The organism is Spirochaeta dissipatitropha, assembly GCF_054657935.1.
The window spans coordinates 105,598-131,901 of record NZ_BAAHXT010000004.1; the positions used below are offsets into that span (position 1 = coordinate 105,598).

At 46.7% G+C, this 26,304-nt stretch carries 26 protein-coding genes; 15 read left to right on the forward strand and 11 right to left on the reverse strand.

The window, feature by feature from the left end:
* Positions 1-22: 22 nt before the first annotated feature.
* Complete coding sequence (locus ACYQ2L_RS05940) at positions 23-523, reverse strand: asparaginase domain-containing protein (RefSeq protein WP_460052507.1); 501 nt, start codon at positions 521-523, stop codon at positions 23-25.
* A gap of 107 nt (positions 524-630) precedes the next feature.
* Here ACYQ2L_RS05940 and ACYQ2L_RS05945 point away from each other — a divergent pair, with 107 nt between their 5' ends.
* From ACYQ2L_RS05945 to ACYQ2L_RS05985, 9 genes are all read left to right on the forward strand, one after another.
* Complete coding sequence (locus tag ACYQ2L_RS05945) at positions 631-1,239, forward strand: hypothetical protein (RefSeq protein ID WP_460052511.1); 609 nt, start codon at positions 631-633, stop codon at positions 1,237-1,239.
* Positions 1,240-1,262: 23 nt separating this feature from the next.
* Positions 1,263-2,243, forward strand: coding sequence for a lactonase family protein (locus tag ACYQ2L_RS05950; protein WP_460052515.1), 981 nt, complete (start codon positions 1,263-1,265; stop codon positions 2,241-2,243).
* 89 nt (positions 2,244-2,332) lie between these two features.
* Positions 2,333-3,139, forward strand: a complete 807-nt coding sequence (locus ACYQ2L_RS05955; RefSeq protein ID WP_460052518.1) for an ABC transporter substrate-binding protein — start codon at positions 2,333-2,335, stop codon at positions 3,137-3,139.
* A gap of 19 nt (positions 3,140-3,158) precedes the next feature.
* A complete protein-coding gene (locus ACYQ2L_RS05960; RefSeq protein ID WP_460052521.1) occupies positions 3,159-3,830 on the forward strand; it encodes an amino acid ABC transporter permease in 672 nt (223 codons plus the stop codon).
* Complete coding sequence (locus tag ACYQ2L_RS05965) at positions 3,823-4,545, forward strand: amino acid ABC transporter ATP-binding protein (protein ID WP_460052526.1); 723 nt, start codon at positions 3,823-3,825, stop codon at positions 4,543-4,545. The genes ACYQ2L_RS05960 and ACYQ2L_RS05965 overlap by 8 nt, the downstream gene beginning before the upstream one ends.
* Positions 4,545-5,669 carry a beta-aspartyl-peptidase gene (gene iadA, locus ACYQ2L_RS05970; protein ID WP_460052529.1) on the forward strand — a complete coding sequence of 375 codons (1,125 nt, stop codon included), beginning with the start codon at positions 4,545-4,547 and terminating at the stop codon, positions 5,667-5,669. The genes ACYQ2L_RS05965 and iadA overlap by 1 nt, the downstream gene beginning before the upstream one ends.
* Positions 5,670-5,720: 51 nt before the next feature.
* Positions 5,721-7,205 (forward strand): NfeD family protein, encoded by a 1,485-nt coding sequence (locus tag ACYQ2L_RS05975; protein WP_460052533.1) that lies wholly within the window; start codon positions 5,721-5,723, stop codon positions 7,203-7,205.
* Between the two features lie 25 nt (positions 7,206-7,230).
* Positions 7,231-8,229 carry a flotillin-like protein FloA gene (gene floA / locus ACYQ2L_RS05980; protein WP_460052535.1) on the forward strand — a complete coding sequence of 333 codons (999 nt, stop codon included), beginning with the start codon at positions 7,231-7,233 and terminating at the stop codon, positions 8,227-8,229.
* Positions 8,226-8,630 carry a hypothetical protein gene (locus tag ACYQ2L_RS05985; protein ID WP_460052537.1) on the forward strand — a complete coding sequence of 135 codons (405 nt, stop codon included), beginning with the start codon at positions 8,226-8,228 and terminating at the stop codon, positions 8,628-8,630. The genes floA and ACYQ2L_RS05985 overlap by 4 nt, the downstream gene beginning before the upstream one ends.
* Before the next feature lie 20 nt (positions 8,631-8,650).
* Here the strand turns inward: ACYQ2L_RS05985 and ACYQ2L_RS05990 are convergent, their stop codons facing one another.
* Genes ACYQ2L_RS05990 through ACYQ2L_RS06010 form a run of 5 tightly spaced genes read right to left on the reverse strand, consistent with a single transcriptional unit; the run spans position 8,651 to position 14,117 of the window.
* Entirely contained in the window at positions 8,651-11,020 is a 2,370-nt protein-coding gene (locus ACYQ2L_RS05990) for an ATP-binding protein (protein WP_460052539.1), read from the reverse strand.
* Positions 11,017-12,141: a metallophosphoesterase family protein gene (locus ACYQ2L_RS05995; protein WP_460052542.1), complete on the reverse strand. Its 1,125-nt coding sequence runs from the start codon at positions 12,139-12,141 to the stop codon at positions 11,017-11,019. The genes ACYQ2L_RS05990 and ACYQ2L_RS05995 overlap by 4 nt, the downstream gene beginning before the upstream one ends.
* A 7-nt stretch (positions 12,142-12,148) precedes the next feature.
* Positions 12,149-12,589: a hypothetical protein gene (locus ACYQ2L_RS06000; RefSeq protein ID WP_460052544.1), complete on the reverse strand. Its 441-nt coding sequence runs from the start codon at positions 12,587-12,589 to the stop codon at positions 12,149-12,151.
* Positions 12,590-12,612: 23 nt separating this feature from the next.
* Positions 12,613-13,641 carry a FecR domain-containing protein gene (locus ACYQ2L_RS06005; protein WP_460052547.1) on the reverse strand — a complete coding sequence of 343 codons (1,029 nt, stop codon included), beginning with the start codon at positions 13,639-13,641 and terminating at the stop codon, positions 12,613-12,615.
* Between the two features lie 11 nt (positions 13,642-13,652).
* Positions 13,653-14,117 (reverse strand): hypothetical protein, encoded by a 465-nt coding sequence (locus ACYQ2L_RS06010; RefSeq protein ID WP_460052551.1) that lies wholly within the window; start codon positions 14,115-14,117, stop codon positions 13,653-13,655.
* A 105-nt stretch (positions 14,118-14,222) separates the two neighbouring features.
* Here ACYQ2L_RS06010 and def point away from each other — a divergent pair, with 105 nt between their 5' ends.
* From def to ACYQ2L_RS06025, 3 genes are read left to right on the forward strand one after another with little or no spacing between them, the layout of a single operon-like run.
* Positions 14,223-14,711, forward strand: coding sequence for a peptide deformylase (def, locus tag ACYQ2L_RS06015; protein ID WP_460052556.1), 489 nt, complete (start codon positions 14,223-14,225; stop codon positions 14,709-14,711).
* Positions 14,711-15,667 carry a methionyl-tRNA formyltransferase gene (gene fmt, locus ACYQ2L_RS06020; RefSeq protein ID WP_460052559.1) on the forward strand — a complete coding sequence of 319 codons (957 nt, stop codon included), beginning with the start codon at positions 14,711-14,713 and terminating at the stop codon, positions 15,665-15,667. Before def ends, fmt begins: the two co-directional genes overlap by 1 nt.
* Positions 15,664-16,746, forward strand: coding sequence for a PASTA domain-containing protein (locus ACYQ2L_RS06025; protein WP_460052562.1), 1,083 nt, complete (start codon positions 15,664-15,666; stop codon positions 16,744-16,746). The genes fmt and ACYQ2L_RS06025 overlap by 4 nt, the downstream gene beginning before the upstream one ends.
* A 28-nt stretch (positions 16,747-16,774) precedes the next feature.
* Here the strand turns inward: ACYQ2L_RS06025 and ACYQ2L_RS06030 are convergent, their stop codons facing one another.
* Both ACYQ2L_RS06030 and ACYQ2L_RS06035 read right to left on the reverse strand, forming a co-directional pair.
* Positions 16,775-17,926 (reverse strand): FAD/NAD(P)-binding protein, encoded by a 1,152-nt coding sequence (locus tag ACYQ2L_RS06030; RefSeq protein WP_460052564.1) that lies wholly within the window; start codon positions 17,924-17,926, stop codon positions 16,775-16,777.
* A 2-nt stretch (positions 17,927-17,928) separates the two neighbouring features.
* Complete coding sequence (locus ACYQ2L_RS06035) at positions 17,929-19,755, reverse strand: hypothetical protein (RefSeq protein ID WP_460052571.1); 1,827 nt, start codon at positions 19,753-19,755, stop codon at positions 17,929-17,931.
* Positions 19,756-19,804: 49 nt separating this feature from the next.
* On the opposite strand from ACYQ2L_RS06035, the gene ACYQ2L_RS06040 reads away from it, so the two are divergent.
* The gene (locus ACYQ2L_RS06040; protein ID WP_460052578.1) at positions 19,805-20,845 is read left to right on the forward strand and encodes a metallophosphoesterase family protein; all 1,041 of its coding nucleotides are present in this window, start codon (positions 19,805-19,807) and stop codon (positions 20,843-20,845) included.
* 9 nt (positions 20,846-20,854) lie between these two features.
* Here the strand turns inward: ACYQ2L_RS06040 and ACYQ2L_RS06045 are convergent, their stop codons facing one another.
* On the reverse strand, positions 20,855-21,727 hold the full coding sequence (locus ACYQ2L_RS06045) for a M14 family zinc carboxypeptidase (protein ID WP_460052585.1): 873 nt from the start codon (positions 21,725-21,727) through the stop codon (positions 20,855-20,857).
* A gap of 105 nt (positions 21,728-21,832) precedes the next feature.
* On the opposite strand from ACYQ2L_RS06045, the gene ACYQ2L_RS06050 reads away from it, so the two are divergent.
* Together ACYQ2L_RS06050 and ACYQ2L_RS06055 are read left to right on the forward strand one after the other, a co-directional pair.
* Entirely contained in the window at positions 21,833-22,813 is a 981-nt protein-coding gene (locus ACYQ2L_RS06050) for a metallophosphoesterase (protein ID WP_460052591.1), read from the forward strand.
* A gap of 9 nt (positions 22,814-22,822) precedes the next feature.
* The gene (locus tag ACYQ2L_RS06055) at positions 22,823-23,263 is read left to right on the forward strand and encodes a DUF3592 domain-containing protein (RefSeq protein ID WP_460052594.1); all 441 of its coding nucleotides are present in this window, start codon (positions 22,823-22,825) and stop codon (positions 23,261-23,263) included.
* Here ACYQ2L_RS06055 and ACYQ2L_RS06060 read toward each other — a convergent pair.
* Together ACYQ2L_RS06060 and ACYQ2L_RS06065 are read right to left on the reverse strand one after the other, a co-directional pair.
* Positions 23,222-24,367, reverse strand: coding sequence for an aminotransferase class I/II-fold pyridoxal phosphate-dependent enzyme (locus ACYQ2L_RS06060; RefSeq protein WP_460052598.1), 1,146 nt, complete (start codon positions 24,365-24,367; stop codon positions 23,222-23,224). The two genes, ACYQ2L_RS06055 and ACYQ2L_RS06060, sit on opposite strands and share 42 nt — an antisense overlap.
* Positions 24,327-26,258 carry a two-component system response regulator gene (locus tag ACYQ2L_RS06065; RefSeq protein ID WP_460052604.1) on the reverse strand — a complete coding sequence of 644 codons (1,932 nt, stop codon included), beginning with the start codon at positions 26,256-26,258 and terminating at the stop codon, positions 24,327-24,329. The genes ACYQ2L_RS06060 and ACYQ2L_RS06065 overlap by 41 nt, the downstream gene beginning before the upstream one ends.
* Positions 26,259-26,304: the final 46 nt, after the last annotated feature.

A 26,304-nucleotide genomic window follows, 5' to 3' on the forward strand; every position in this document is an offset into this window, starting at 1 on the left:
TTGCGCAACCTTAGTCATGCGCCTATGTCTCAGAACGGAACATACCGGCATTTAAATCCTTGTAGACCGATTCCCAGGTAAATGTCCGTCCGTTCATTGCAATATAAACACCAGGCGGGAGACAGTTAACAGCTGCAAAGGCCGAGCCTAAATTAAACAGGGCATCTGTACCGGTGAATTTATAGGGCACCATTGCTCCGGTGAGTACAATAACCTTGGGAATATGGTGCATCCCGAGATACCGGGCTGTTTCCGGCATTCTATCTGTTCCATGGGTAATAATTATTCTATTCTCAACAGCATTGCGGCAAGCAGTCAGAATATCCTCCCGGTGGCTGTCTGTCATACTGAGACTGTCAATCAGTTGAAGAAGCTGGAAATTCACTGCATCATGAATTCTCATGTGGGAGATTATATCCGGGAGATGGGAGTCCTTGAATGTTAATTCTCCCTTTAGTTCATCGTAATGCTTGTCAAATGTTCCGCCAGTAATTATCAGCCGTATCTCGGCACTCTCTTTCATCTTTCCAAATATAGAAAAAAAAGAGAAACTGGTACAGGACTTTTGATTTATACCGTACTTGAATGCTATATTGTTATCTGCCCAGAGGGAAAAAAGGAAATATCACAATGAAGAAATTATTGGTTGTGGCGTTAACACTTATGCTGCTGACGCCGGTTTCATTACTTTTTGCGGAAGAAACTCTTCCAGCGTATGTAGAGAATGCTAATGCATTAGGGGTTCAGGCAGGTGAAGTCAGCGGTATAGGGCTGTCGTATCACAGGTGGGGCAGTAATCTCGGAATTCAGGTAAGCGGAGGCGCGCTCTACCAGCCTATTGATGACGATTCCAGGTATAGAATCTGGGACAAGGTACTGGATTACAACATCGGTGTTGAATTACAGTGGGCTGTTTTCTCTAACAGTGTCAACCTGCTCGGTCATTTTCCTTTTGATGGACGCTTGTACATCGTGACTGGTCTCCTTCACAGGGGAATGATAGATGCCATTGAAGGTGAGTTTTCTGAAGAAACATGGTCCCACTCCTATACGATGGGGTCTTATGTTCCGGTATTTACGAGCGGATTTGGAATAGGCTTTGATTTTATCTTTTTTCGGCATTTTTCGATTCCGGTTGAATTTCTGTATGCCTTTTCCTGGGCCGGCGTTCAGGGTAGTCTTGCTGAGCAGTTCGCGATATCTCCAGCACCACAGATTGGTTTTCGTTATCGTTGGTAGCCTGCAAAGGACATGGATTTAGTATGACACAAAGATTTTATGCCGCTGGTTACAGCGGCGGTATCAGATTACTGGAACTGAGAGAATCAGAGACTCGAGATCACTCTTTACGTGAGCTATATCGTTTTGATCCCTGTTCGCAGCCAGGCTATCTGCTCTACGATAGCACACGGAAGCTTATGGTAGTGGCGAATGAAGATGCTGAGGATAGCCGGCTGATGCTCTTCGATGTTACTGATCAGCAAAAACCGGTTGAGCTTGCAAATATAGCATGTCAGGGTAGAGGTCCTTGTCATATAACCATGTCTGGTGATTCCTTGTGGCTTAGTCATTATGTCAGCGGCTCAGTCGAGATTTTCCATATTTCAGATCGAGGTCTCCAGCAGACGGGATATTTCCAGAACAGCGGTCAGGGTAGGTTTCCAGACAGACAGGAAGGTCCTCATATACATTCCTGCATATTCAGTCCCTGCGGTAGATTCAGCATTGCTGCTGATCTTGGTACAGATGAGCTGCTTGTATTCAGCACGGAAACGCATGATTTAGTACAGAGATTCGGATGCCCCCCAGGCAGCGGTCCCCGCAGTATGTGTTGGGCGGCCGGAATGCTTGCAGTAAGCTTTGAGCTTGGAAATGCATTCGGTCTATTCAGCTGGGAGGATGACCGTATAAGACAGCTGGTTTATTCGGCTGAATCAGGAAATACAGATAATAAGAGTATTCAGAACTTTCCTTCGGACATCGGGTTTCAGTACGGCAGGCTATATGTCGGCAATAGAGGCTGTAACTGTATTTCAGTTTTCAGAATGGAAGAAAACGAGGCGGTACGAGAGAAAGATATTCCAAGTCATTCTACATATCCACGTCAGATTATTATTCTTTCTGATAATTCTTTGCTTGTGGCTAACCAGGGTGGGGGACAAATCAGTTTTGTTTCCGGTGATTCATCTGCTTTGCTGGATCTACCCGATGCAGTGAGTATTACCGGACCACTTAATGTCTAAAAAAATACCGGTTTAAGAGTCTGCATACTTGTAATTGCCGTGTTATTAAAATACATTTTATCAGTATTTTTATTCATTCAGGAGATATTATGAAAACGAGAATGCTGATAGTTGTATTGGCAGCACTGATGCTGTCTTCATTTGGCTGTAGTTCACAAACTACTCTTTCCCGCATCGAAAAGAACGGAAAGCTTGTACTGGGAACGTCTGCCGATTACCCACCTTACGAATTTGTAATCATGCAGGATGGCAGAGCGACAATTGTCGGTTTCGATATTGAAATTGCCCGTCAGCTGGCCAGTGATATCGGTGAGCACCTTGGGCGCACTGTAACCCTGGATATACAGGACATTGGTTTTGACGGTCTTCTGCAGGCTCTTAACAGCGACAGGGTCGATATTGTAATTGCAGGCATGACCCCTTCAGAAGAACGGGCTAAAAGCGTTGATTTTTCTGATATATATTATGTTGCACAGCAGGGGATCATGGTACGGACAGAAGATGTTGAGCGCTTCACCAGCCTGGAATCTCTGGCCGGCCGCACTGTGGGCGCTCAGCTCTCCACTATTCAGGAAGAACTTGTAACTGAAGAGCTTCCGGACAGCCGTCTTGTAAGTCTTGGCAGAATACCTGACCTCATGCTTGAACTGAAGAATGGAATGATCGATGCACTGGTAGTCGAACTGCCCGTGGCAGAAGGCTATGCTCGTGCTAATGCTGACCTTGTAATCACAGATATTGCCATTGGTGATGCTGAAGGCGGTTCAGCAGTTGCCATCAAGAAAGGCAATGATGACCTGGTCAATCTTATTAATCAGAGTCTGCAGCGTATGATAGCTGACGGAACAATTGACAGATTTGTTGCAGAGGCTAATGAGCTGGTAGTCAACAACTAACAACTACGCGGAGGTCCTTTTGGATTTTTCATTTTTACTGGTTTACTGGCCGATTTTTCTCCGTGGAGCCGCCAACACAATAGTGTTGGCGTTTTTTACGGTTATTCTTGGAAGCATAATTGGAATGATAGTAGCTCTCCTGAAGCTCAGTCCCTCAAGACTATTCAGGTTTCTTGCCAGTGCATACATTGAAGTTGTCCGCGGCACACCACTGCTGGTACAAATTTTTATTATTTACTATGGGCTTCCTTTTAATATTCCATCGGCAGTGGTGCTTGGAGTTGATCTCTCGAGGTTTATTCCCGGGATTATCGCGTTATCCATAAATTCAGGGGCTTATGTTGCTGAAATAATCCGTGCTGGTATTCAAGCGGTGGACAAGGGGCAGATGGAAGCTGCACGCAGTCTTGGTTTTAATACATCCAAGGCTATGAAACTTGTTATTCTACCACAGGCTGTAAAGAATATTTTGCCAGCTCTGGGAAATGAATTCGTCGTCATTATCAAAGAATCGTCTATTGTTTCTGTAATTGGAATATCAGAACTCATGTACAATTCTTCTATCGTTCGGGGAGTTACATATCGGCCAATGGAGCCGTTACTGGTAGCAGCTTTGCTGTACTTTATTATGACTTTCTCCCTGTCAAAGGGACTCGGTATTGCAGAACGGAGGTTAAGAAGCGGTGATTGAGGTAAAAGGACTGGACAAATATTTCGGAGATCTGCATGTACTGAAGAATATAGATGTTACAATCGAACAGGGTGAGGTTGTGGTGGTGATCGGTCCGTCAGGATCCGGTAAATCGACTTTTCTGCGCTGTCTTAACCGACTGGAAGATCCAAGCGGTGGAAAAATAAATTTTGAAGGTGTAGATATTACCAGCTCGGATAATAATATCGATGCACAGCGACAGAAGATGGGAATGGTATTTCAGAATTTTAATCTATTTCCCCATATGAACGTACTTTCGAACCTGATGCTGGGCCCCTGCGAACTGAAGAAGATCTCAAAGGAGACGGCTGAGGCTGAGGCTCGTGTACTGCTCAGAAGGGTCGGTCTTGAAGACAAGGCGCTTGAATATCCTTCCAAATTGTCTGGAGGGCAGAAACAGCGTATTGCTATCGTCCGTGCTCTGGCCATGAATCCTGATGTTATGCTTTTTGATGAACCAACTAGTGCCCTTGATCCCGAAATGGTAGGTGAGGTTCTCGATGTCATGCGTGCTCTTGCCCGTGAGGGTATGACAATGGTTGTTGTCAGCCATGAAATGGGATTTGCACGTGAAGTAGGTAGCCGGATCCTTTTTATGGATGATGGCCAGATTCGCGAAGAAGGGAGTCCGGCAGATATATTCTCTTCACCCAAGCATCCGCGGCTGAAAGATTTCCTTGCCAAGGTTCTCTAATGAGCAATAAACCGTTTTTTACTCTGATCAGGAATGTCAGGCTCTGGAATCCCGAGAATTGCGGCATTTCCAATATTCTTTTTGCGGGTGATAGCATTGCAGCAACAGGGCCTGATCTTGATCCTGTGGGACTAGAAAATATCGAGTATGTCGAAGGCGACGGACTTCATCTCGTTCCCGGATTTGTTGATTCCCATATCCATCTTGCCGGCGGAGGGGGAGAAGGTGGCTTTTCAACACGAATCGCTCCAGCCAGTCCAGAACATGTCCGTCAGAATGGCGTATGTTCTGTAGTAGGATTGTTAGGTACAGATTCCATAACCAGGAGCCTGGAAGATCTTTTCGCATGCACCCAGGTTTTTTCCGAGGCTGGCTTATCGGCCTGGATGTACAGCGGAGCTTATCGGGTTCCCTGTCCTACAATTACCGGATCGATTCAGAAAGACATTGTACTCATTAAGCCTATTATTGGTATAGGTGAAATAGCAATCGGTGATCATAGGTCTTCACATCCTGATTTCGGTGAATTGCTGAGAATTATCTCGGACGCCAGAATCGGCGGCATGATCAGCGGAAAAGCAGGTATTACACACTTTCATCTGGGCAGCCATACGTCGGCTGCAGAGATGCTGCTGCGTATATTGAAGGAATCCGCCATTCCTGCATCCCAGCTCTATCCGACACACATTAATCGTAATCGGGATGTTCTGGAAAGCATGAAGACACTTGTGCGTGCAGGTATTCCACTGGATATTACCGCAGGATTTGGCAGTGACGATTCAGAACTGAATGCCGGAGATGTGCTGGAATATTTCATGGAACATGACCTGCCATTCCACCAGCTAAGTCTGAGTTCTGACAGTTATGGATCCATACCGGTGTTCAATAGTAAAGGCGAGCTCGAATGTATCCAGGCAGCAGGTCCTGAACTGCTGCTTGATGAACTACAGGCACTGATTGTTGCCGGTTACGATTTTGCCCGCATCCTTCCCCTTGTTACCAGTAATCCTGCGAGAATTCTCGGGCTGCCACGTGTAGGTATGCTTCGTCCCGGATATCTTGCTCATGCTGTTCTTTGTACCGAAAGTCTTGAAATCATTCGGGTATGGACATCGGGCCGCTGACAGACAATATTTTACCTTTATTTATCCAATTAGATGGCGTACACTAAAGGTATGAAGAGCATTATATTTGCCGTTCTGCTTCTCTTCTCCTTTCCCTACCATGCTGCCGGAGAGTCGGCACAAGTCTTTGTTATACCAATCAAGGGAGATATCGAGCCTTCTACCGCTATTTTCGTTCAGCGTCGCATTAACGAAGCCCTGGAACGAAATGCAGATATCCTGATATTCACAATTGATACATTCGGAGGCAGAGTTGATTCTGCTCTCCAGACAGCCGCAGCTATTGGAGCAGTCAGTCAGGCTGAAACCATTGCGTTTGTTACCTCTGGCTCCGGGAGCATGGGGGTTAGCTGGTCAGCAGGCGCATTAATTGCAATGGCAAGCTCAGCGATTTACATGTCTCCCGGTACTTCTATAGGGGCGGCTGCTCCGGTCATGGCATCACCGGACGGTACATCAACAATGGCCGATGAAAAAAGTGTCAGCGCAGTCAGGACACAGATGGCTGCGCTTGCCGAGAAAAATGGATATCCCGTTTCCCTTGCACTGGCAATGGTTGACAGTGATATAAAGCTCTTCGAAACAGAAATTGACGGTCGTGGATACGCATTACCGGAAGATGAAATGAATATCCTGCTCAGGCAACATGGAATGGAAGAAGATCAGCCTCGACTACTTATCGATTCCGGGAAACTCCTGTCCCTTACAGCAGGAGAAGCAGAACGTTTAGGTTTATCCTCAGGATCGGTATTCAGTATCGATGAACTGCTTCTCGCCAGAGACATACAAAGCAGTGTACTGGTTGAACTGCGTCCTGACACAGCCGATAGGGCTATCGTAATTCTGTCGTCTGCGGTAGTTCAGTCCTTGCTGATCCTTATCGCTCTGGTAGCTGTTTTTATGGAAGTTAATGCCCCTGGGTTCGGACTTCCTGGCGCAGTAGCCATAATCGCATTTTCACTTTTGTTTGGCACTTCAGCACTGATGGGTACTATGGGTTCCTTCGAGATTATCCTGTTCCTGCTCGGACTGTCCTTGCTGGTAATTGAGATATTCGTACTGCCAGGTTTTGGTATTGCCGGTATCGGTGGTCTTGCTCTGCTTTCTGCTTCCATTATTTTGTCCATGCAGGCTTTTGTAATTCCTGATACAGCATGGGAATGGGATATTCTGATTCGTAACTCCAGGACTGTAGGCATCGGACTCGGGCTTGGTTTTGCCGCTATTGCCCTGCTGGTAACTTTCGGGGCAAAACTTCGTCTCTTCGACCGACTGACACTCAAGACTTTCATCAGTGATACAGCCTCGGGAAGACAAAGTACAGAAGATCATGGTGTCGGAGAGTTTAGTGAAGAGGGACTCAAGAATGGCGATCAGGGAATTGCCATCAGTACCCTGCGCCCAGCCGGCACTGCCAGATTCGGCGGAAAAAATTACAGCGTGGAAAGCATCAGCGGTTTTCTGACTCAGGGTACTGCTGTTCGTGTTGCAGGTTTCCGGGGTTCGGTAATCTATGTTGAATCTCTGGAGGATTAATAAAACAGCATAAGGAGGCATACATATGTATTGGGTTGCGGCTTATACAGTAATGGGGCTGTTTGCTCTCGGCTTGCTCTTTCTATTCCTGAAGTTTTTCGGCTTATGGTTCAGGGCAATGCTTTCCGGTGCTTCTGTTGGTATGAGTAAGCTTATTGGAATGTGGCTGCGGCATGTCAAACCTGCGGTTATTGTGGATGCCCGGATCATGCTCTCAAAGGCGGGAATAGAGATCGATTCTGATCTTCTGGAAACTCATTTCCTTGCAAGAGGCAATGTAGCCCGGGTAAGTCAGGCTCTGGTCGCGGCGAACAAGGCTAGTATTCCCCTGCCGTTTCAGCGTGCGGCAGCGATAGATCTGGCTGGGAGAGATGTGCTGGAAGCAGTTAAAACCAGTGTAAATCCAAAAGTCATAGACTGTCCTGATCCCTCCAAAGGGAAATCAGCAATTGATGCAGTTGCCAAGGATGGAATACAGCTTCAGGTCAAGGCAAGGGTAACGGTTCGTGCCAATATCGAACGGCTTGTTGGCGGTGCTACTGAAGAGACAATAATAGCCAGGGTTGGAGAAGGGATCGTAACGACGATTGGTTCTTCTGAATCATACAAGGCAGTTCTGGAGAACCCGGATCTGATCTCCCGCAGGGTCCTTGAGAAAGGCCTGGATGCCGGAACGGCCTTCGAGATATTGTCCATTGATATAGCCGATATTGATGTAGGCGCGAATATCGGAGCAAAATTGCAGGCAGACCAAGCCGAAGCAGACAAGCGGAGATTTCAGGCTGAAGCTGAAAAACGACGGGCAGCTGCGCAGGCACAGGAACAGGAAATGTTGGCCAGGGTACAGGAAAATAGAGCTAAGGTTGTTCTGGCAGAGGCTGAGGTTCCGTTGGCTGTGGCAGAGGCTTTCAGGAAAGGGAATTTAGGCGTCATGGACTATTACAGGCTAAACAATATTCAAGCCGATACAGATATGAGGAGATCGATCGGCGGTGAGAATCAGGAGCCGGGTAGGGATCAATGAGTGACATTTTAGAGCTGATACTTGTGCTTGTTCCGGTTGCAGGAATCATATTCCTGCGTTTTTTTATCAAGCAACGTAAACCAGCTGAGGAAGAGACTGTAAAAAACATCAGCCCGCCGGTAAAGAAGGTATTCATTCCTGAGACGCGTGCTGTTTCCAGAATTCATAGCAGCGGAATTAATAAAGCGTCAGAAAAGTCGTCCAGTTATTTCAGGCAGTCACAGGATGCAAATCATCATTCTATTTCTGAGTCGGGTGCGGGAAGCGATTCCTTCGGTTCCCGGAAGCAGCTGATTCCGGAGAGACTTCGCCGTATGAGTGAATTGCAACGTGCAGTTATCATGTCCGAAATACTTGGTGCACCTAAGGCGCTCAGACATACACAGGAAGGTGGCCGATAGCAGTCCTCTGTATCACCGAATCAAGTCCTGGACAGGCAGTGACTCTGCATGCTCAGGCCATTGATTTCAGACGCAGCTGTGATGATTTCTGATGCCAATTCTGTATCCTTGGTGAAAAACAGGACTTGATGTCTCGTTTTTTCAAGAAATCTGAATAGTATGCGTACTGCCTGCCGGCTTCGTTCCGGATCCAGATATACACAGGGATCATCAAGAATAATGATACCCTCCGGTAGGTCTGACTCTGCAACCATAGCGAGGCGGGCTGCGAGATAAAATGCATCACGAGTGCCGCTGGACAGCTGTTCCACAGCCCTTGCTTCCCCCCGGGCATCTTGAATTCTAATCTGGCTGTGTTCGAAGCCCTGAAAATCAACGCTGCGGCTTACACCGAGAATGTCTCCGAACCAATCGGATACCTGTGCACTGAGCTGGCCAAGCTGTTCACCGGTATCTGAATGAAGTTCCTGGATTATTTCTGCAGCAGCAGCTGCTGCTGTACGCTGAAGCTCGAGCTCTGAAATATTCCTGTTTACCATCTGCAGCTCTGTTTCAAGCTCAAGAAAACGTCCTGGCAGGGAAGAAAATCTGCTTTCGTAACTGGTCCGGTTCTTTTCGAATGAAATCTGAAGCTGCTGCAGTTTATGCTGTAGCTCTTGGGCCTGCGAAACAGAATCCTTGAGTTTCTGCTCGGTTTTTCTACGCTGCAATTCACCGGGATCTTCTTCTTCTATCTGCTGATACAGACTATCCAGTTGTCGGTTGATTTCAATTTTAAGCAGTTCATTATTATCTATATCAAAGTGATATCGGGCTTTTTCGAGTCGGGATTCTATTTCCTGAAGCTGCTCACGTGACCGTTTATCTGACTGGAAAGCATTTTCCAGTTCACGGATGCTCTTCACTCCATATTTTTCAAGTACAGACTCAAGATTTCCTGACAGCTCAATCTTTTGGCTTGTTGCTGTTTCTATACGTATCCTGACATCCTGTATACGATTTTCTGTGCGTTGTATCTGCTCTTCACAGTTTTCTATCTGCTGCTGCAGTTTGAGCTCTCCTGTCTTCAGGGACTCGAGGCCTGAAATCAGGTTCAATGTGGCCTGTTTAAGCCCGGAGTTACTCATTGACTCGATTTGTCCTGGGTTTAGCTCAAGTTTCAAAGCAATTGCTGCTTCTCTGTGAAAGTCCTGTAGTTTTGCCTGTAATTCCAGTACCTTCTTTTGTGTATTCGATTGTAGATTTTTCTTCCGGTAGAGCTGGAATACCAGTAATGCGGCGGAAATAATAGACAGGCTGATACCACCAAATAAAAGAGGTAATCTCCACACACTCTGCTGAACGAGTGCTGATGCAGCGGCTGTACCCAAACCAAGCAGTATGGCTACAGAAATCAGGATAAGACCCGTAGACGCAAGTCCATTTCTCGTTCTTTCAGAACTTTCTTCAATTCGGGATAGAGTCGGCAGAATCTCCTGTACGCGTGTTAGCAGACTCTCTGCTACAGCCGATCTCTGGGAAGCGGCAACTTCATCTATTCTGAGATTCCCGAGCTTTTTTTGCTCCTGCGCCAGATCATCCTCAAGACCAGAGAGAAGTTCCCGTGAAAGCAGCAACTCCTGCTCACTTTTATGCAAAGCTGATTGTAGATTCTGGATCCCGGGAAAGTCTGACTCCTGTGGCACCTGCATTTGATTTCTGCTTTTACGCAGTTCTTCCTCTTTCTGTAAATCCAGCAGCCAGTTTCGCAGTCCCTCACGTTTTGAGATTGCATGGTACTGTTTTACCATTGATTCAAGTTTCTTTTTCCTGGTTTCTACTTCTGTAAGCTCCCCGTGCAGTCTTGAGATTTCGGATTCATCTTTCTGAGCCTGTTCAAGGGACTGGAGGCTTTCATTACGCTTGTACTCGAACTCGGCTAATTGCTGTTCAATTTCGTGCTTCCGTGCAGTCAACTCTTTCAGCTCTCTGTTGTGCTTCAGACTGCCTTTTCGGGAAGCCATCGTCTCCAGTCTCTCAAGTACAAGGCCTGGATTAATTCCACCCGCAAAAAGCTGATTTCGAATTTGAGCCATCCATCCATCTGCGGCCTCAAAGCGAGGAGCTTCTCTCAATGCAGAGATCGAACAGATATCCATAAAATCATTTTCATTGATCTCATAGGGATCAGCATCCCAGATTAGTTCTGATTCACGCATAGTCCCGTATCGGAACTGCATTATCTTTCCGTATCTGCCGCTGGCTTTTGGACGGCATAGAGCATCAAATAGTGCATCAAATATGGTGGTTTTTCCAGCCTCATTCGGTCCCTGGAAGACCGTCAGTCTGCCAAGCGGAAAGCCTGTATTCCTGAACTTACCAAATGACAACAGCTTTATTTCGCTGATCATGTCTGCCCCTGTAGTATCTGATAGATTTCCCGGAGAGCGATAATTCTGGCTTCCTGCAGTACCTCTATCTGTTTTTGTGCACCACTGATTCCGGATTCAAAATCGGCTTTCGCAGACAAGAGTTTCTCTGACCAGTTATTTTCAAAGCGCTCTACAAAACTGTTTGTCCGTATGCCTTTCAGCTCTAAAACATGCTTCTTCGCGACCGAAATTTTTCTCACATTGATCTGTTTCTGCAGATCTTCCAGATATTCAGAAACTGCATCCAGATTTTCTACAACACCATATAAATCAAGCTGTATCCAATCGGCAGGGTGTAAGCCGGAGATCTCAAATCCCGGGGGAAGACTGCATTGTCCATCAGTACCTACATGTACATTGACAGTTCTGAACTGACCTGCCGCTTGCAATACGATCCGATCATGCCGAATGCTGCCTTTAGTGATATCAAGCCGTAAACAGCCTCGAGTTCCTTCTTCATGCTTCCGCCAGACCCGTGCCGATCCCGGGAAACACATGAGAATATTGCGGTACCTCTGTTCTGCAGCTTTGTGTATATGACCGAGAGCTGCATAATCTGCCTGACAATGGGAAAACAGCTCAGGATCAAGAATGCTCCCGTTTTCCTCTTCCTCAGGTCCGAGAAAATGCATGCCGCTAACGGCTGCATGGGCCATAGCAATGCGCCATGTACCCCTACGGGGCGGGATCTCCCAGGATGCATAATCTCCGTAGTCAGCCTGGTGTGGTATGGCAATTATTTCACCATCCTCATGAGGTATAATCGAGAAGGGGAGCTGGTCAGCCAACATAATTGATCCCCAGTTACCAGCTACTGCCATAGATGCTCCTGCCGGAGCCCGCAGTTCCTCATGATTTCCCGGGAGCAGAATAATTTTGAGACTTCCGTCATTCATTCTCTCACCGCACATAGACTGCACGGTGGCACAGAAAGTCTCCCGGAGTTCTGTCATATCCTGAAATGAGTCAAAGGTATCGCCACAAAAGAGGACAGCGGAGCAGTTTTTGGTATTTTCCAGTAATTCAGTAAGAACTGACACTCCATAGTCCCGATCTTCACGGGACATATGGAGGTCAGCACAGTGTAGAATAGATGTCATTCAGCGATTATTGCAGAATATTCTGGCCACGAATGCTAATACTCAAGATCATGGCATCTCCATCGTCATTTAGTCTGGTATTAAAAACAATCGCAACACCGTCTTCATAGGTGCTAGTGGATGTAAGTGTTGCGGTAACTGTACTTCCTGATGCCTCGACATCACTCAATGCATAGCTGCCTGTTTCGCCTGTCGGAAAGGGAATATTCCAGAATTCAGCACCTTCCTCACCGATCTGATCATATGCACCTGCATCTTCATGTATATGCGCATCTCTTACTCCGGCCCGATTGGTCGAGTTCATTGCTGTAATAAAGCTCTCAGCCCTTTGCTGTGGGTTTACAGTGAAAAGACTGTCAAGCAGATCACAGCCTCCAAGTGCAAATAACAGCCCTGCTGCCAGAATACCGATTACCAAAAAGCGTGAAATACTGATTTTCCTGTTCATTGTGATTCTCCTTGTAGCTTGCATTAAATATCACCGTCCTGAAGACGGGGTACAATTCTTGATTCAAAGAACTGAACGAAATAGGCATGATCTTCCAGATAGTCGGCCCACTCACTGTCTGGGTCAAGCAGTGCACGTGCCTTGGCGTGAACATAAAGACTGCCGGCTACATGCCTGCGCATAGAGAGCGCAGAGAGGGCATAGTATCTGGTGTTCAGATACAGGTTGCCGGTATTAACCATAAGAGGGAAGACAATCTCATCACGGTATTCCCGGAAAGCATCTACATCTTCTTTCTGCAGTTCATACATATATGTTCTTGCAGCTTCCAGCTGTTCGCTGCTTTCCCGATAGCTCATGTATGTCCTTTCCATACTGGTAGCAAAGCGTGCCAGCTGATCAGTAAGGCCGTAAAGGCTTCCCTGTGGGTCCTGCAGGAATGCATCAAGACGCTCACCATTCCAGTCAGAAAAGTCCAGGGTGCGTCCCACCCAGCTTATTACTTCTCCGGGAGGTTCGTTCGGTGCTACCTGAACAGCCTGGTTTGCAAGCAGGGTAACGCTCTGTCCCATGCTTGCAACCTCCACTTCCCCTTTTTCAACCAGGTAGAAAGCTGATCCATCAGTGCCGGCAAACATTGTGAACTCTGTTCCCCGCACACCGGCAGCTGTAGTAGCAGTTCCAACTCTCCTCGAACCACCTGGCTGGGAGAAGCTGAAACCAACAGCTCCTCTTGATGCTGTCAACTGGCGTTCGGTTCGACCCTCGACAGCGATTTCCCGTACGGTAAAGACTGTGTCTGGGTGCACCCTGATGGTGTTGCCAGCTCCCTGCTCAAGATCAACAAGATCATATATGCCGGTGTAAATACTGTCTCCTCCCTGGAGTTCCGTACCAGGGAAGATAAATTCCGAGCGTGAACCCCTGCGAAGTTCCGGATCACCTTCGGAATAAATGACACGCTGATTCTCTGCTGGAAGAATGACAGGGAAGAGCAGGAGAATCATTGCTGCTGTAAGAAATCTGATTGTGCTGTTGTTATTCTTTTTCATTATTGCATTCATTATAGCGGCCCCTTCCAGCCGAACATAAGTGGCAGACTGTTTCGTCCTCCAATACGGTCAGCAAAAATAAAGCGATAGGTTTTATCTCCCGCTCTGATCTCGGCAACTGCAGCATCCTCAGAAAGGTAGCGTTCAAAAAATACCCGCACTTCCATAGTATCACCAAACAGCAGGTAACTGCTATCGGAGACCGGTTCAATACCTATGATCTCCGGTGAAGGGAAGCTGAAAGCCCTGGAACCCAGTAAGTTCCATAGCACTGCTATATCACTATGAGAATCAATAATCTCTGCATCAAGCAGGAACGGTGTTCTGCTATGCTGCAGGAGCTCGTCGGCTTGATGCTGCTCCAGCATCTGCAGAACAGTCAGTACCGAGTCTTCCTGTTGTGACGGTGGAATGCTTGCACAGGAAGCCAGCAGCATTGTTATCAAGGCAAAGGCTGCTAATCGTGGTTTGATCATCTCTGTCTCCTCGTAGGATAATAATAACACAATGAAAATACATTTCCCAGCATACGACAATGATTGGGTTGGCGAAAGCCTTTTTTTCGCTTACTATTAGGAAAAATGAAAAGTTTAGTATTGCTTCCAGATGACAGATTATTTGAACGTTCGGTTCCTGTTGACAGTATTAATGATGAAATTCGTGAGCTTGCTGATGAAATGATCGCTACGATGCGGGCCGCCAGAGGTATCGGGCTTGCTGGTGTGCAGGTAGGCGAGCTGCGGCGGCTTTTCGTCTGTCAGCTGCCGGACGAGGAACCAAGGGTGTTTATTAATCCCAGTATTATAGAAACCTCCATGGAGGAAATTAAATACGAAGAAGGCTGTCTGAGTATTCCCGGAGTCTATTCTGACGTCAAGCGACCAGCATCAATAAAGGTGCAGGCATGGAACGAACGCGGCAGAAGATTCAATCTTGATGCTGATGGCATGCTTGCCCGGGTGATTCTTCATGAATATGATCATCTGAATGGTGTAATATTTTTGAGCCATTTATCCGAGCGCAAACGGGACAGACTGCTCAAGCAGTATAATGCCCGGCGGAGTGAATAGTGAGAATACTTTTTGCGGGTACTCCGGAGTTTGCGCTGCCATCATTAAAAGCAGTTCTCGAATTGTGTTCCGGCAAGGAATACGAGCTGACAGCAGTTCTGACCGCACCTGCACGGCCCAGCGGACGCGGCAGACAGCCCAGACAATCACCTGTTGCACAGGCTGCAGCTGAGGCAGATGTCCCGATTATCTGTCCTGCCCGCCTGGGAAGTGATGCCCGCAGCCAGATTGAAAAATTTAAACCTGATCTACTGGTATGTGTTGCATACGGCAGAATATTCGGGCCCAAAATGCTGGCACTTTTTCCATATGGCGGAATCAATCTGCATCCGTCCTTGCTGCCTGCGCACAGAGGACCTGCCCCGGTACCTGCTGCCATTCTGAATGGTGATTCTGAAACAGGTCTGACCGTTCAGAAACTGGCCCTGGAAATGGATGCGGGAGATATCCTGATTCAGGAGCGCCGAATCCTGAATGAAAGCGAGACGAGCGCTGTCCTGAGCCAATGGGCTTCGGAACGGGGTGCAGAACTGCTGTGCAAAGCCATTGTCCAGATAGCTGAAGGACAGGTACATTCAATACCCCAGAACCATGATAAAGCCAGTTACTGTAGTTTGCTTAATAAGGAAGATGGTAGAATTGACTGGAATCGCTCAGCAATTGAGATTGACCGACAGATCCGTGCTTATAATCCCTATCCCGGTGCATTCACATACATGGATTCGCAGAAGCTGACAATCTGGAACAGCAGCGGTGTGTACAATGATGAATCAGAAAGTTTCAGGCCCGGTACTGTATTGAAGATGGACAGGGACAAAGGTATTCTGATACAAACAGGTTCAGGGCTTGTAGGTGTAATTGATCTGCAGCTTGCTCATAGAAAGTCACTGGATCACAGAACATTCTGTAATGGTTCAGGTGATTTGGGCGGTAAAGTCTTAGGAGAAATAGTATGAAGCATGTGTTACGAAATATTCTGGAATCGTCAAAAAGTTCGGTCAGGAAGACCAGGGAAATACTTCCTTCCAGGGATGATGAGCCGGAGAACCGTGTCTACAAGGTTATTTTTGTTACGGTGATTTGTACTATCATGCTCATGGTAGTAAGCGGATTGCTGGTATTCATGATCTCGCTGGAAGGTGATACCCAGACTCTGGTACCCGATGTAGTCGGAATCTCTCTGGTGGATGCTATGATGGAGCTTCAGGATAAGGACCTCAGACCCAGCATTCAGCAGCGTTATTCAAGTGATCCTGCCAGTAAAGGTCAGATACTGGAGCAGACTCCTGCCGCTGGCAGTCTGGTTCGTGCTGGACGCAGTGTCCAGCTGGTTGTGAGTCAAGGCGCGGTAGTTGACAGTGTGACGGATTTTATCGGTGAGGAACTCAATGATGTCCGTGCATATCTTCGGACTATATCTGCAACTTATGAGCCGCTTATGCGGATTGCTTCGATTTCCTATGTTTTCAGTGAGTCTGAACCCGGAACTGTTATTGAACAGTCACCCGAGCCAGGCACATCACTGACCGCATTTACTGACCTGAATCTTATTGTCAGCCGTGGTCCCGACATAGCAAGAGCTCCTGTGCCAAACTACATTGGAATGAATTATGCCGATGCCATGCAGATGATTATGAACCACGGCAGGGTATTCGAGTTTGAATTTGCAGATGCCGAGCCATCTGCTGCTAACCCCCCTGGTACTGTTGTCGCCCAGAATCCGCCTCCAGGTGAGGAAGCCGCTGAAAGAGGCCGAATTGTCATGAAGGTAATTCCCCCTGCTGATGATGCCGATGCGGAAACTGATCAGGATGAGTTTGTCCTGGATATGTTCAGGCGCACACTGCCGTTGTATCCTATTCGTGTGGAGCTCAGTCTGCAGAAAATCGGCAGCGATGGCAGTCTTGAGACCTTGGTGGAAGGGCCGCATGACGGAGGTGTTTTCTCGGTTCCATATTATAGCCGTCCTGGCGACACATTAATTCTGTCCAGAATGGGCACCGAGATCATACGGTATGTTGTATCACGCCGGTAAGTGAATCAGGCATCACTATCGTATGATTCTATTCTGCCTGATGGCAGAGTTTCATTCTTCGCGATGCCAGGTGAGCTCCGATAATATTAGGTGCCGCCGGACCAATTCCGGTCTGTGCGGCAGCCCCGGATACAAATAAACCCGGATTCCACTGGCATCTGTCGTCAAGCACCGGGAAACCCTGATTATCCACAAGCAGTTGACAATTCAGTGCAGTCTGTCTGATTATCTCCGGCAGTGAGTCCGAAGAATCGTGAAATCCGGAAGCAAAAACACATAAATCGTAATTACCTGTAAGCTCTGTCCTTCCTGCATCCTGTTGAATTAAGCGTATGCGTCCTGTTTCCAGTTGTGCGATCAGTTTTTCTGCTATCTCTGCTGGAATGCTACCTTTATTCCTGGCTGCAGAAATGGATTTCCTTTTTTCATTCTCATTCAGCTCGTGAAAGCGATCCAGCTTCTTGGGACCTACAAAACCCGGGTCAAAATCAAAGAGACATATGTTCAGATCATTCTTGTTGAATAAATCAACATGCAGAGCAGGGTAATTCTCTATTATTGAAAGGGCAAGGTTCACACCGCTTATTCCTCCTCCAATAACTGCTGTGTCTGTTTTTCCTGTTTCAGTCAATCTGTCTAGTTCGGTTTTTACATCCACATCGGGGTTGAGTACGTGAATATAGCGTGTTCTGCTATCACGATTACTGACCCATGAAGGCAACCGGGGAATACTTCTGCCTGGACAGAGAATAATATTACGTGCATACAAGGTTTCGGTACCGGTGCTGACACTATAGATGGTATCCTTGGTGATTCTCTCTGCTTTTACTTTCATGTGTATCTGTTCAAGGCGGTGTTGCAGGATATAGCTGCGCGAATACCGCATAAACAGGTCAAGACTTGGGCGCGAATACGGCTGGAGAAAATCTTCAGCTGAGCAGCCTGTCTTTTTGGCGAACATTCTCAGTGAGCGGAAGTCTGTATGCAGGCAATGGCTGCTGTTTGAGCGTAAATATGACATACCGCAGTTTCTGGTCTGCTGTGCCCACTGGCCGAGTAGATTATCGCCAGGATCCAGGATTTTGATAGAGCCTTCTGACAAGCCGCACTCGCGCAGCAGATAGCCTGCATGAAAAACGCCATGGATACCGCCTCCGATTATTAGAAAACTGTATATCACAATCAGTCCTTCAGGCTGTCTCCAAATTTTTTCCAGGCTTCTTCCTGCTCGTTGACATTGTAGGTGCGCTTTTTTGCTGGACTGCTCACCTTCTTGATGGCGCTCCGTCGTCCCTGAGCTGCTGATGTCCTGGACCTGGAAGCCTTGCTGCTATCCGCTCTCAGTGACAGTCTGTTTCTGTCCTGATTGTTACGTTTCATATTCGGTGCACCCTCATCAGTATTTACAGGCAAGAAGTCCTGTCTTGCTTTAAGCTCATCTTTCATAAGTCTTTTATAACTGGTAAAGGATCGTCCTATATATTTTTCTTCAAGAGCTCCGTAGCGTCCGGTTGCGCGTATAATTATCTGCCGCCATAAAGGAAGTCTTAAAAAACCGTTCTTGAATATTTCCCCAAGATTAAGATTGAAAATTTCGGCTAAAGGAAGAAACATAAGATTCCGGGCATGAAAAAAAACTATGAGATGTGCGCGTAGGTCGTCCGGTGACTGCACCTTTCTGCGCGTTTTCAGATAATGAACCATTGCTTCACTAATAATATTTGGACGTTCAAGACAGTCAGCTGCAAAAGGATCCATCGTTTTTACTGTACTCAGAATATCCTGCTCAAAATTTTCCTTGCTGAAAAATATCTCACTTCGGGCACGGTTTTTTCTGCGCAACTGAGTTTCCATCTGTTTTACATAATACTGCTGAAGCTGCGGTCTCAGGAGGTCGAGTCTTGAGCTGAACAACAAATGAAGGTTGTCGATATGCACCCATATGTTGCCGATACTGACCAGCTGAGGCAGACCATGGCTTGACTTCGTATAGCGGCTGAGAAACTCAGCCTTGAAATCAGGGAACTTCTTGCCATACTTGTCCTTCAAGCCGTCTATGATTGCTGTTAATTGATCATCAGAGAATGTCTTGCTGCTGTCATCCTTGACTGCCTGTACAATTGATTTCATGTCCAGGTCGCGGTCTTCCCGTTCTTGACGCTGCTCCTCTGCTAACTGCATCTGGGCTTCAACATATCGATAGATGAAACCACAGATCTGAAAGAAACGTTTACCTACGCGGATAGACCGGTTGTTCTTGATGGCCTCTTCTTCTGCGAGCAGTGAGGTTGTTAAATCCTTCCAGAAATCAGGATTCCTCGTATTCAGTCGTTGTTTGATTTCCAGCAGACTGGTGTTCTGTATCCTGGCCGCAAGTGCAAGATAATTCGGATTCGAGAAGAATGCCCGTAATTTACCGATTGCTGCATGAATAAGCCATCTGAGTGAGCTTGCTGAGGCCAGCAGCGCATCTCCGCCAAGCAGCTGTATTCGGTAAATACCGGACGCAATATTTTCCTTTTCTGCTGTCATCCGCAAAAGTTCGAGATATGTCAGGTTCAGGTACTCGGCAGAGCCGATATGCGGGTACTGTTTGCTGAGGTCACTCTCGAAAGGCAGTGGTTCAGCCAGACTCTCCTGAAGCCTTACGTAATATTCATCGATCATTCGGGCATAAAAAGCCGTACCGTCCTGTGAAGAGAGGGTAATAGATTCAGGTTTACGGATTCCTTCTTCTATCTTGAAGTTGAGGATAGCCATGCGCTGTTTCTGTAGTTTGGTTATCAGACTGTTCAGATCACCGGCTGCATTCTTGATGTCAAGATTGTGCAGAAAACGCTGGTATTTGATTTCCGGTTCCCACCTTTCACAAAGGCATCTGAATATAGTTCTTTCCTGAGGTGTGAAATTTCCTAACTGTGAAAGAAATTCTTCTCTTGCTAAATCATCTTTATGTATAAAATCCGGAGCCGGATATGTATATATTTCTTGTTTGTCCTTCTCACTCATTAATCATTTCCTAACCAATACATACTATTATGCACATAAGAGGTGCTAATTGAATAGCTTTAGTCTTCAAAATCTGGATGATTTATACAAGCGGACTGAATCAGAAGAGCTTCCTGGTAATCCAATTGTCATTTTCAGCGACTTTCACCTTGGTGACGGCAGCATCAAGGATGATTTTGCCCACAACTCAGAGCTGACAATGGCTGTGCTGGAAGAATATTTCCGTTTGGACTACATTCTGATTCTGAATGGAGATGTCGAAGAGCTTCAGAAATTTGAACTCGGAAAGATAATGAAGCGCTGGAAATCTCTGTATTCTATTTTTGATCGTTTTGAGAGAGCAGGAAGACTGATCCGACTTGTTGGTAACCATGATCTGGCCTTACTGTTAGGGGAAGGTTTTGGAATTCCGGTGCGTGAGAGTCTGTTGTATAAAAGAGGGAAGGACGAGATTTTTATTTTTCATGGTCATCAGGCTTCACGACGTTATGCAGTGTATAACGAGTATGTTGGATTGCTGTTAAAATATCTGGTTAGCCCTTTACCTGTTCGAAATATTTCGGTCAGCCATGACAACAGGAAGAGGAAAAAGCTTGAAGAGCGCGTGTACAGATATTCAAGCAACAAGGGCTTGCTATCAATAATCGGGCATACACACCGTCCGCTCTTTGAATCATTGTCGAAAACTGATTATGTAAAATATAACATTGAACGGCTTTGTCGTCAGTACGCATTGTCAGATGACCGTGAGCGCTCTTCAATTGAGTCGGAAATACATGATCTGAAGAAACATCTTGTTCGGACATTGCCTGACAAGAAGAAGGATTTTGGCAGTATCTATCATGAGGATTTTGTGGTGCCCTGTATGTTCAATTCAGGCTGTGTACTTGGAAAACGGGGAATAAGCTGTATTGAACTCAACCAGGAAAACATATCCCTTCAGTACTGGTTTGATAAGGATCGCTCGAAGCGATATCTCAGATACGACGGCTATGATACGAGTCAGCTTTCTGGCACCACTTTTTTTAATACCCTGATCAAAGATGAATCGCTTGACTATGTATTCAGTAGAATCCGCCTGCTTACATAAGTCCGACACTTATTCGGCAGCCATTTCCGGGAGCGCGTTGAATAATTCAATCATGCCTTTGTGAAAACGTTCAAAATGTTCTGCTCCTTCAGGATCTGCCGGTGATAAGCTGCCGGCCGTCGGAAATTCAACATCAAAAGCTATAATGTCATGTTTTGCAGCCCAATGAATGGCCTCTCCTGGTGTCTCATAACCACCAGGCCATGATTCGATCAGGATGAAGTCACCGGCTTCAGAAAAGAGACTTGCCGCTTCTAATGATTTCTCATGCAATACTTTAGTGCCATGAACGAAAAAATATGCTGGCTGTACAAGTCCCTGTTTGATTGTCGTTTTGGCATCTGGATCCATTCTGAGGGAATGAAGAAAGACCACGGTTAATTGATAATTGGTGTGGCTTTCCTGAACGGCAAGCATTAAATTTCTGGCTGCTACTGTTTCCGGTTCCGAAAAAGGTGCTGACCCACCTTCACCGCGCAGCAGGCTCCAGATGCCCACTACATCCTTTTTCCAGTCGGGAGTGTCCCAGTTTCTATTTAAATCAACCCGATTTGCGTTGTGCCGGGTTCCCAATATATTGCCATCCGGATTAAGATTAGGCACAAAATATATTGAAATATCAGGCTTATCAAAGCCGGTTTCAGGAAAAACCTGCTCCATGAAACCGGTGACAGCATCTATGGTGTTGGCTTCATATCCAGCATGTATTGCTCCGATCAGAAGCAGCGGGACATCGCCACTGCCTACCCGGTAACTTCGGATCGGCCGATCCTGGGTGCTTAATCCGATAGTGCCGGCTGAAAATGGACCTGGCAGGGAAAAGGGAACCAGTTGTAGAATACCGAGCAGCCAGAATGTACTGCGCAGCATGATGCGTTGCATGTTGCCTCCCGGAGTTTATGCAGCTATGCCGCATAGGTTAATATCTGATATGACCGGAGTCAATATCCTCACCGGTTTAATGCAGATTTTGAGGAAATACTTTAAATGATATATGACATAATTGGAGATGTTCACGGATATGCAGATGCTTTGTGCGCACTGCTTACGTATCTCGGGTACAAAAAAAAGCAATCAGGGTATACACACCCAGATAACCACCGGAAGGTTATTTATGTCGGAGATATCGTTGACCGTGGTCCTGATATTCCTGAATCACTAAGGATCGTGCGCAGCATGGTCGACGCAGGCTCTGCCGAGATAGTGCTGGGAAATCATGAGTATAATCTGCTGGCGTATACAACACGCGATAAATCAAATCCGGACAGATTTCTTAGAAGTCACAGCGATGTTCATGAACGACAGTCCCGTCAGACATTCAAGCAGTTTGAGTCCGACAATCGGATTCTGGATGATTATCTGTCCTGGTTCATGCAGATTCCTCTCTTTCTTGATTTACCGGAATTGAGGGTAGTGCACGCAGCCTGGCATCCTGAGGCAATCTCGGAAATCCGCAAGAAATCACCGGAAAAGAACTGTCTGACAGTTGAAATGCTGCAGGAGAGTGCCCGACCTGGCAGTCCAGCTTATAATGCAATAGAATACAGTTTGAAGGGTCTTGAAATACAACTGCCAAATGGCATGTCGTATGAGGACAAGGAAGGTTGTCGCAGGAGTCGAAGCAGAACTGCCTGGTGGTATTCTAAAGACACACAGGATCAGCATTCCCTGTACGATCTTGTATTTCCCGAAGGTCTGATTCCTGCTGAACTTGCCCGCACAATATTTCTTGATTCATCAAGTATCCGGCATCTACCTGGATATGCTGGTGATAAACCCGTGTTTGTCGGCCATTACTGGTTGAATGGAAAACCGGCATGTATTTCTCCTTCAATCGCTTGTGTTGATTACAGTATTGCAGCTGGGGGAAATCTTACCGCATACAGCTATGAATGCAGTCCGGGAAGTCCCTCGAAGCTGTATAACTCTGCTTTTATGCAGGTGGACGCATCTGGAATTCTTCAGTAAATTCAGGATATGAAAATTTCGCACAGTGTTGCTCGTATATTCTTTTATCTTTCTGCCGCTCTTTTCGTAGTAGCTGTTGTCACCGGGGCTTTTTCGCTGGCCTTTCATCTTCGAAGCAACCCGGCTACAGCTATTGTGAGTGGCTATGAAACCAGTGATCGGTCTATTCAGCTGGGAATTGCCCAGGATGGCGGAATCCACTATTTCCCTGTATTCACTTTTGCTGTTGAAGACGGGAGAAACGTTGAGTTCACCTCGGGACGTGGCCGAATGGTCCGCGAATACATAGAAGGAGAAGCTGTCCCGGTTCGTTACATACCGGATAATCCCGAAAATGCCCGTACAGCAACCCTAGGCGGCTTATATGGAACATCACTGGCCTGGACGGCAGTTGCCGCATTGTTTCTTCTATGTGCCCTGGTTTTTCGCTTTCGCTTCGATGAGAGATAGACGCATCCATGCTTTTTTCTGAAGTTCGAGAGGGACTATGAGTGAGATTACCCAGTGTGGGTATTTCCCCTGGCTGTGATCATCCATGCCATAAAGGTAGGCCGGCTGCACTGCCGTATCTGTCTGTTCCAGCCAGTGCAGTGAGCGTGTTTCATCGTCCTGATCACTTTGCCCGGCACGAATCATTGCATGTATTCCCCCTGAAGGGTGCAATATCTGGATATCTTCAGGAAGAAGAGATCCGAGAATATCCAGTACAATCGAGGTATGTTTCTTGACCTCAACGGCAGGGAAGCTCTGCATTTCGAACAATGCCGGAACACAGTGTTGAACAGGACTGCTGACCGTTAAAAAGAGATCGTTGATCAGCAGCATCCTTTCGAAGCATTCTCCTGTCTCTGAAGAGGACAGCCAGCCCAGTTTGAGTTCAGGAGCAAGGAAAGGCTTTGATATGCCTCCCAGAATATATAGAGGGATTCCTGCCTGTATGAATACCTGAGGTGTTGCAGCATCAATTGATTCATCTCTGTTGTATTCGGCAAAGACCTCATCCCAGATCAGGGATAAATTGAATTCTTTACAGGATGGTATCAGTTCCTCAAGTTCATATCTTGATGCCGTCCACCCAGTTGGATTATTGGGCGAAACAATGACAAGCAGCCGGCTTTCAGGTCCTAACACATCCTTTACAGATTCTACACAGAGCCGCCAGGTACAGGTGTTTTCATAATCGTAGCGGAGCTCATAGAATCTGGGAATGCGGCCATGCAGCCTGATAATATCCTCAAAGAGAGGATATGAGGGGAGGGGGAGGAGTACTTCCTGGCCTGGTTCGGTAGTCGCCAGGAGCACCAGTCTGAATGCTTCGCTCGTACCTGCTGTAAGAATAAAATTCTCAGCCGGCATATCCAGTTTTCTGTTTGCATAGTAGCGTGAAAGACATTCCCGTACTGCTTGATCTCCGGCAGGATCTGGGTTGTAGTCCGGGTTCTGGAGATATGACTGGAAACCGTTCTGGATCTGCTCAAGAGGAGGTCGCCAGCCGCAACCGACAAAACTGCTGTTACTCAGATCTATGAAAGATTCTTTCTTTTTGGCCTTCATGAAAGCCCGGGAGTATAAATTCATTTTGTATTACGCCTTCTTCTGTTTTAACAGATTTATGATGCGCTTTCAGTTTTTCGGCTAGCAGCTCAGGACTCAATGGGCGGTAGAAATAGAAGCCCTGACCGTTGATACAGCCCAACTCCTGCAGCAGGAGCACCTGGTCAGGAGTTTCAATGCCCTCAGCGATGGTATTGAGCTTTAATCCCCTCGAAAGGGTAATGATGCCTTCCAGTATAGTCCGGTGATTCACGTTCTGACTGGATTCATCATGCTCGGTAAGTCCGCATGACACACACTGATCGAGAAATGATTTGTCAATCTTTACACAATCAATAGGCAGGTCACTCAGGTAGCTGAAGGATGAATATCCGGTACCAAAATCATCAAGATGGATCATTACACCTGCTTTCCGGAGTTTTTGCAGCACATATATCGAGCGCTTGCGGTCTTCCATAAAAGCTGTCTCGGTTATTTCAAGTATTATTCTCGAGGGATGAATACCTTCAGCTTTAAGCAGCTTCAATACACTGTCGGCAAAATCTACCGGCACAAGCTGAACCGGGGATATGTTAATAGCTACTGGAGGAACACGGAGATTCTGATTATCCCAGCTGCGGATCTGTCTGCAGACCATGCTTATAATCAATTGTCCAAGCTCATGAATCATACCAGTCTGTTCTGCCAAGGGGATAAAAGCTGGGGGTGGCAGCAGGGTTTTACCATCCGGTTTCCATCGGAGCAGTGCTTCTGCGCCAATGATTTCTCTGGTGTTCAGATTCACTTTTGGCTGATAATCCAGGAACAGATCCTCGTTCAGAATAGCAGCCCGAAGGGCGTGAATTCTTTCTATGCGCTCTCTTGCATTTTGTGCCATGCTGTTCTGAAAGCGCTGCATCCGGTGACTTTGCTGGATATGTTTTTTTGCCTCGTTAACAGCCATTTGTGCACATTGCAGTAACTGTTCTTCATTACTGCTGTCATCCGGGAATATGGCGAATCCAATATTGGCGGGAAGATACATTTCTGTTTCCAGCAGCAGAAACGGTTCCTGCATTGCTGCCAGGAGGGCTTCACCTGCCTGTATGACCGAGGCTTCACCGTCAATCTCTTCAATCAGGACCACGAATTCATCTTCCCCGCATCGGTACAGCACGGAGGAATTAATGTCGAGGCTCCGCCATTCAATTATAACCTTGTTCAGCCTGTCTGCAGCAAGCTCTATAAGCTCATCTCCCGTGTGATGTCCAAAACTGCGGTTGATTTCTGCAAAATCATCCAGATCTATATAGAGTATAGCAGCGGATTGCCCTGGACTCTGGCTGGTTATTCTGGTTAGAGCTTCATGCATAGCGTGTCGGTTTGGCAGCTCCGTGAGGCTATCATGCATAGCCAGAAAATGAAGTTTTCTCTCGTTCTGCAGTATTTCCCTTGTTCTGTCGGCAACATGCTGTTCCAGCGTAGAACTCCATTCGGCCATTGTTGTGTGAGCCTGCTCCAGCTTTCGTCTGGTTTCCAGAAGGTTCAGCTGGGTCTGAATTCTTGCCAGTAATTCTTCGTTCTGATACGGCTTGGAAATATAATCGACTCCTCCACTCTGAAAGGCCTTGATTTTATATTTTACAGCGGTTTGTCTGCTCAGAAAAATCACCGGGGTACCGGCTGTCTCCGGATTTTTTTTCAGTATACTGCAAATTTCATAACCATCGGTTTCAGGCATGCTTGTGTAGAGAAGCAGCAGGTCAGGCTGAAAATCATGGACAGAATCAAATACGTCCTGCGACCTGCTGATGGATCTGGTTTCATATCCTTCAGCTTCGAGGAGGCTTGCGAGTTCTGCCAGGTCATCCAGGTTGTTATCAATCAGCAGAATTCTTTTTGCCGCAAGCATGAAATCATTGTAGCAGTAGTTTCAAATAAATGTAAACTGATTAATG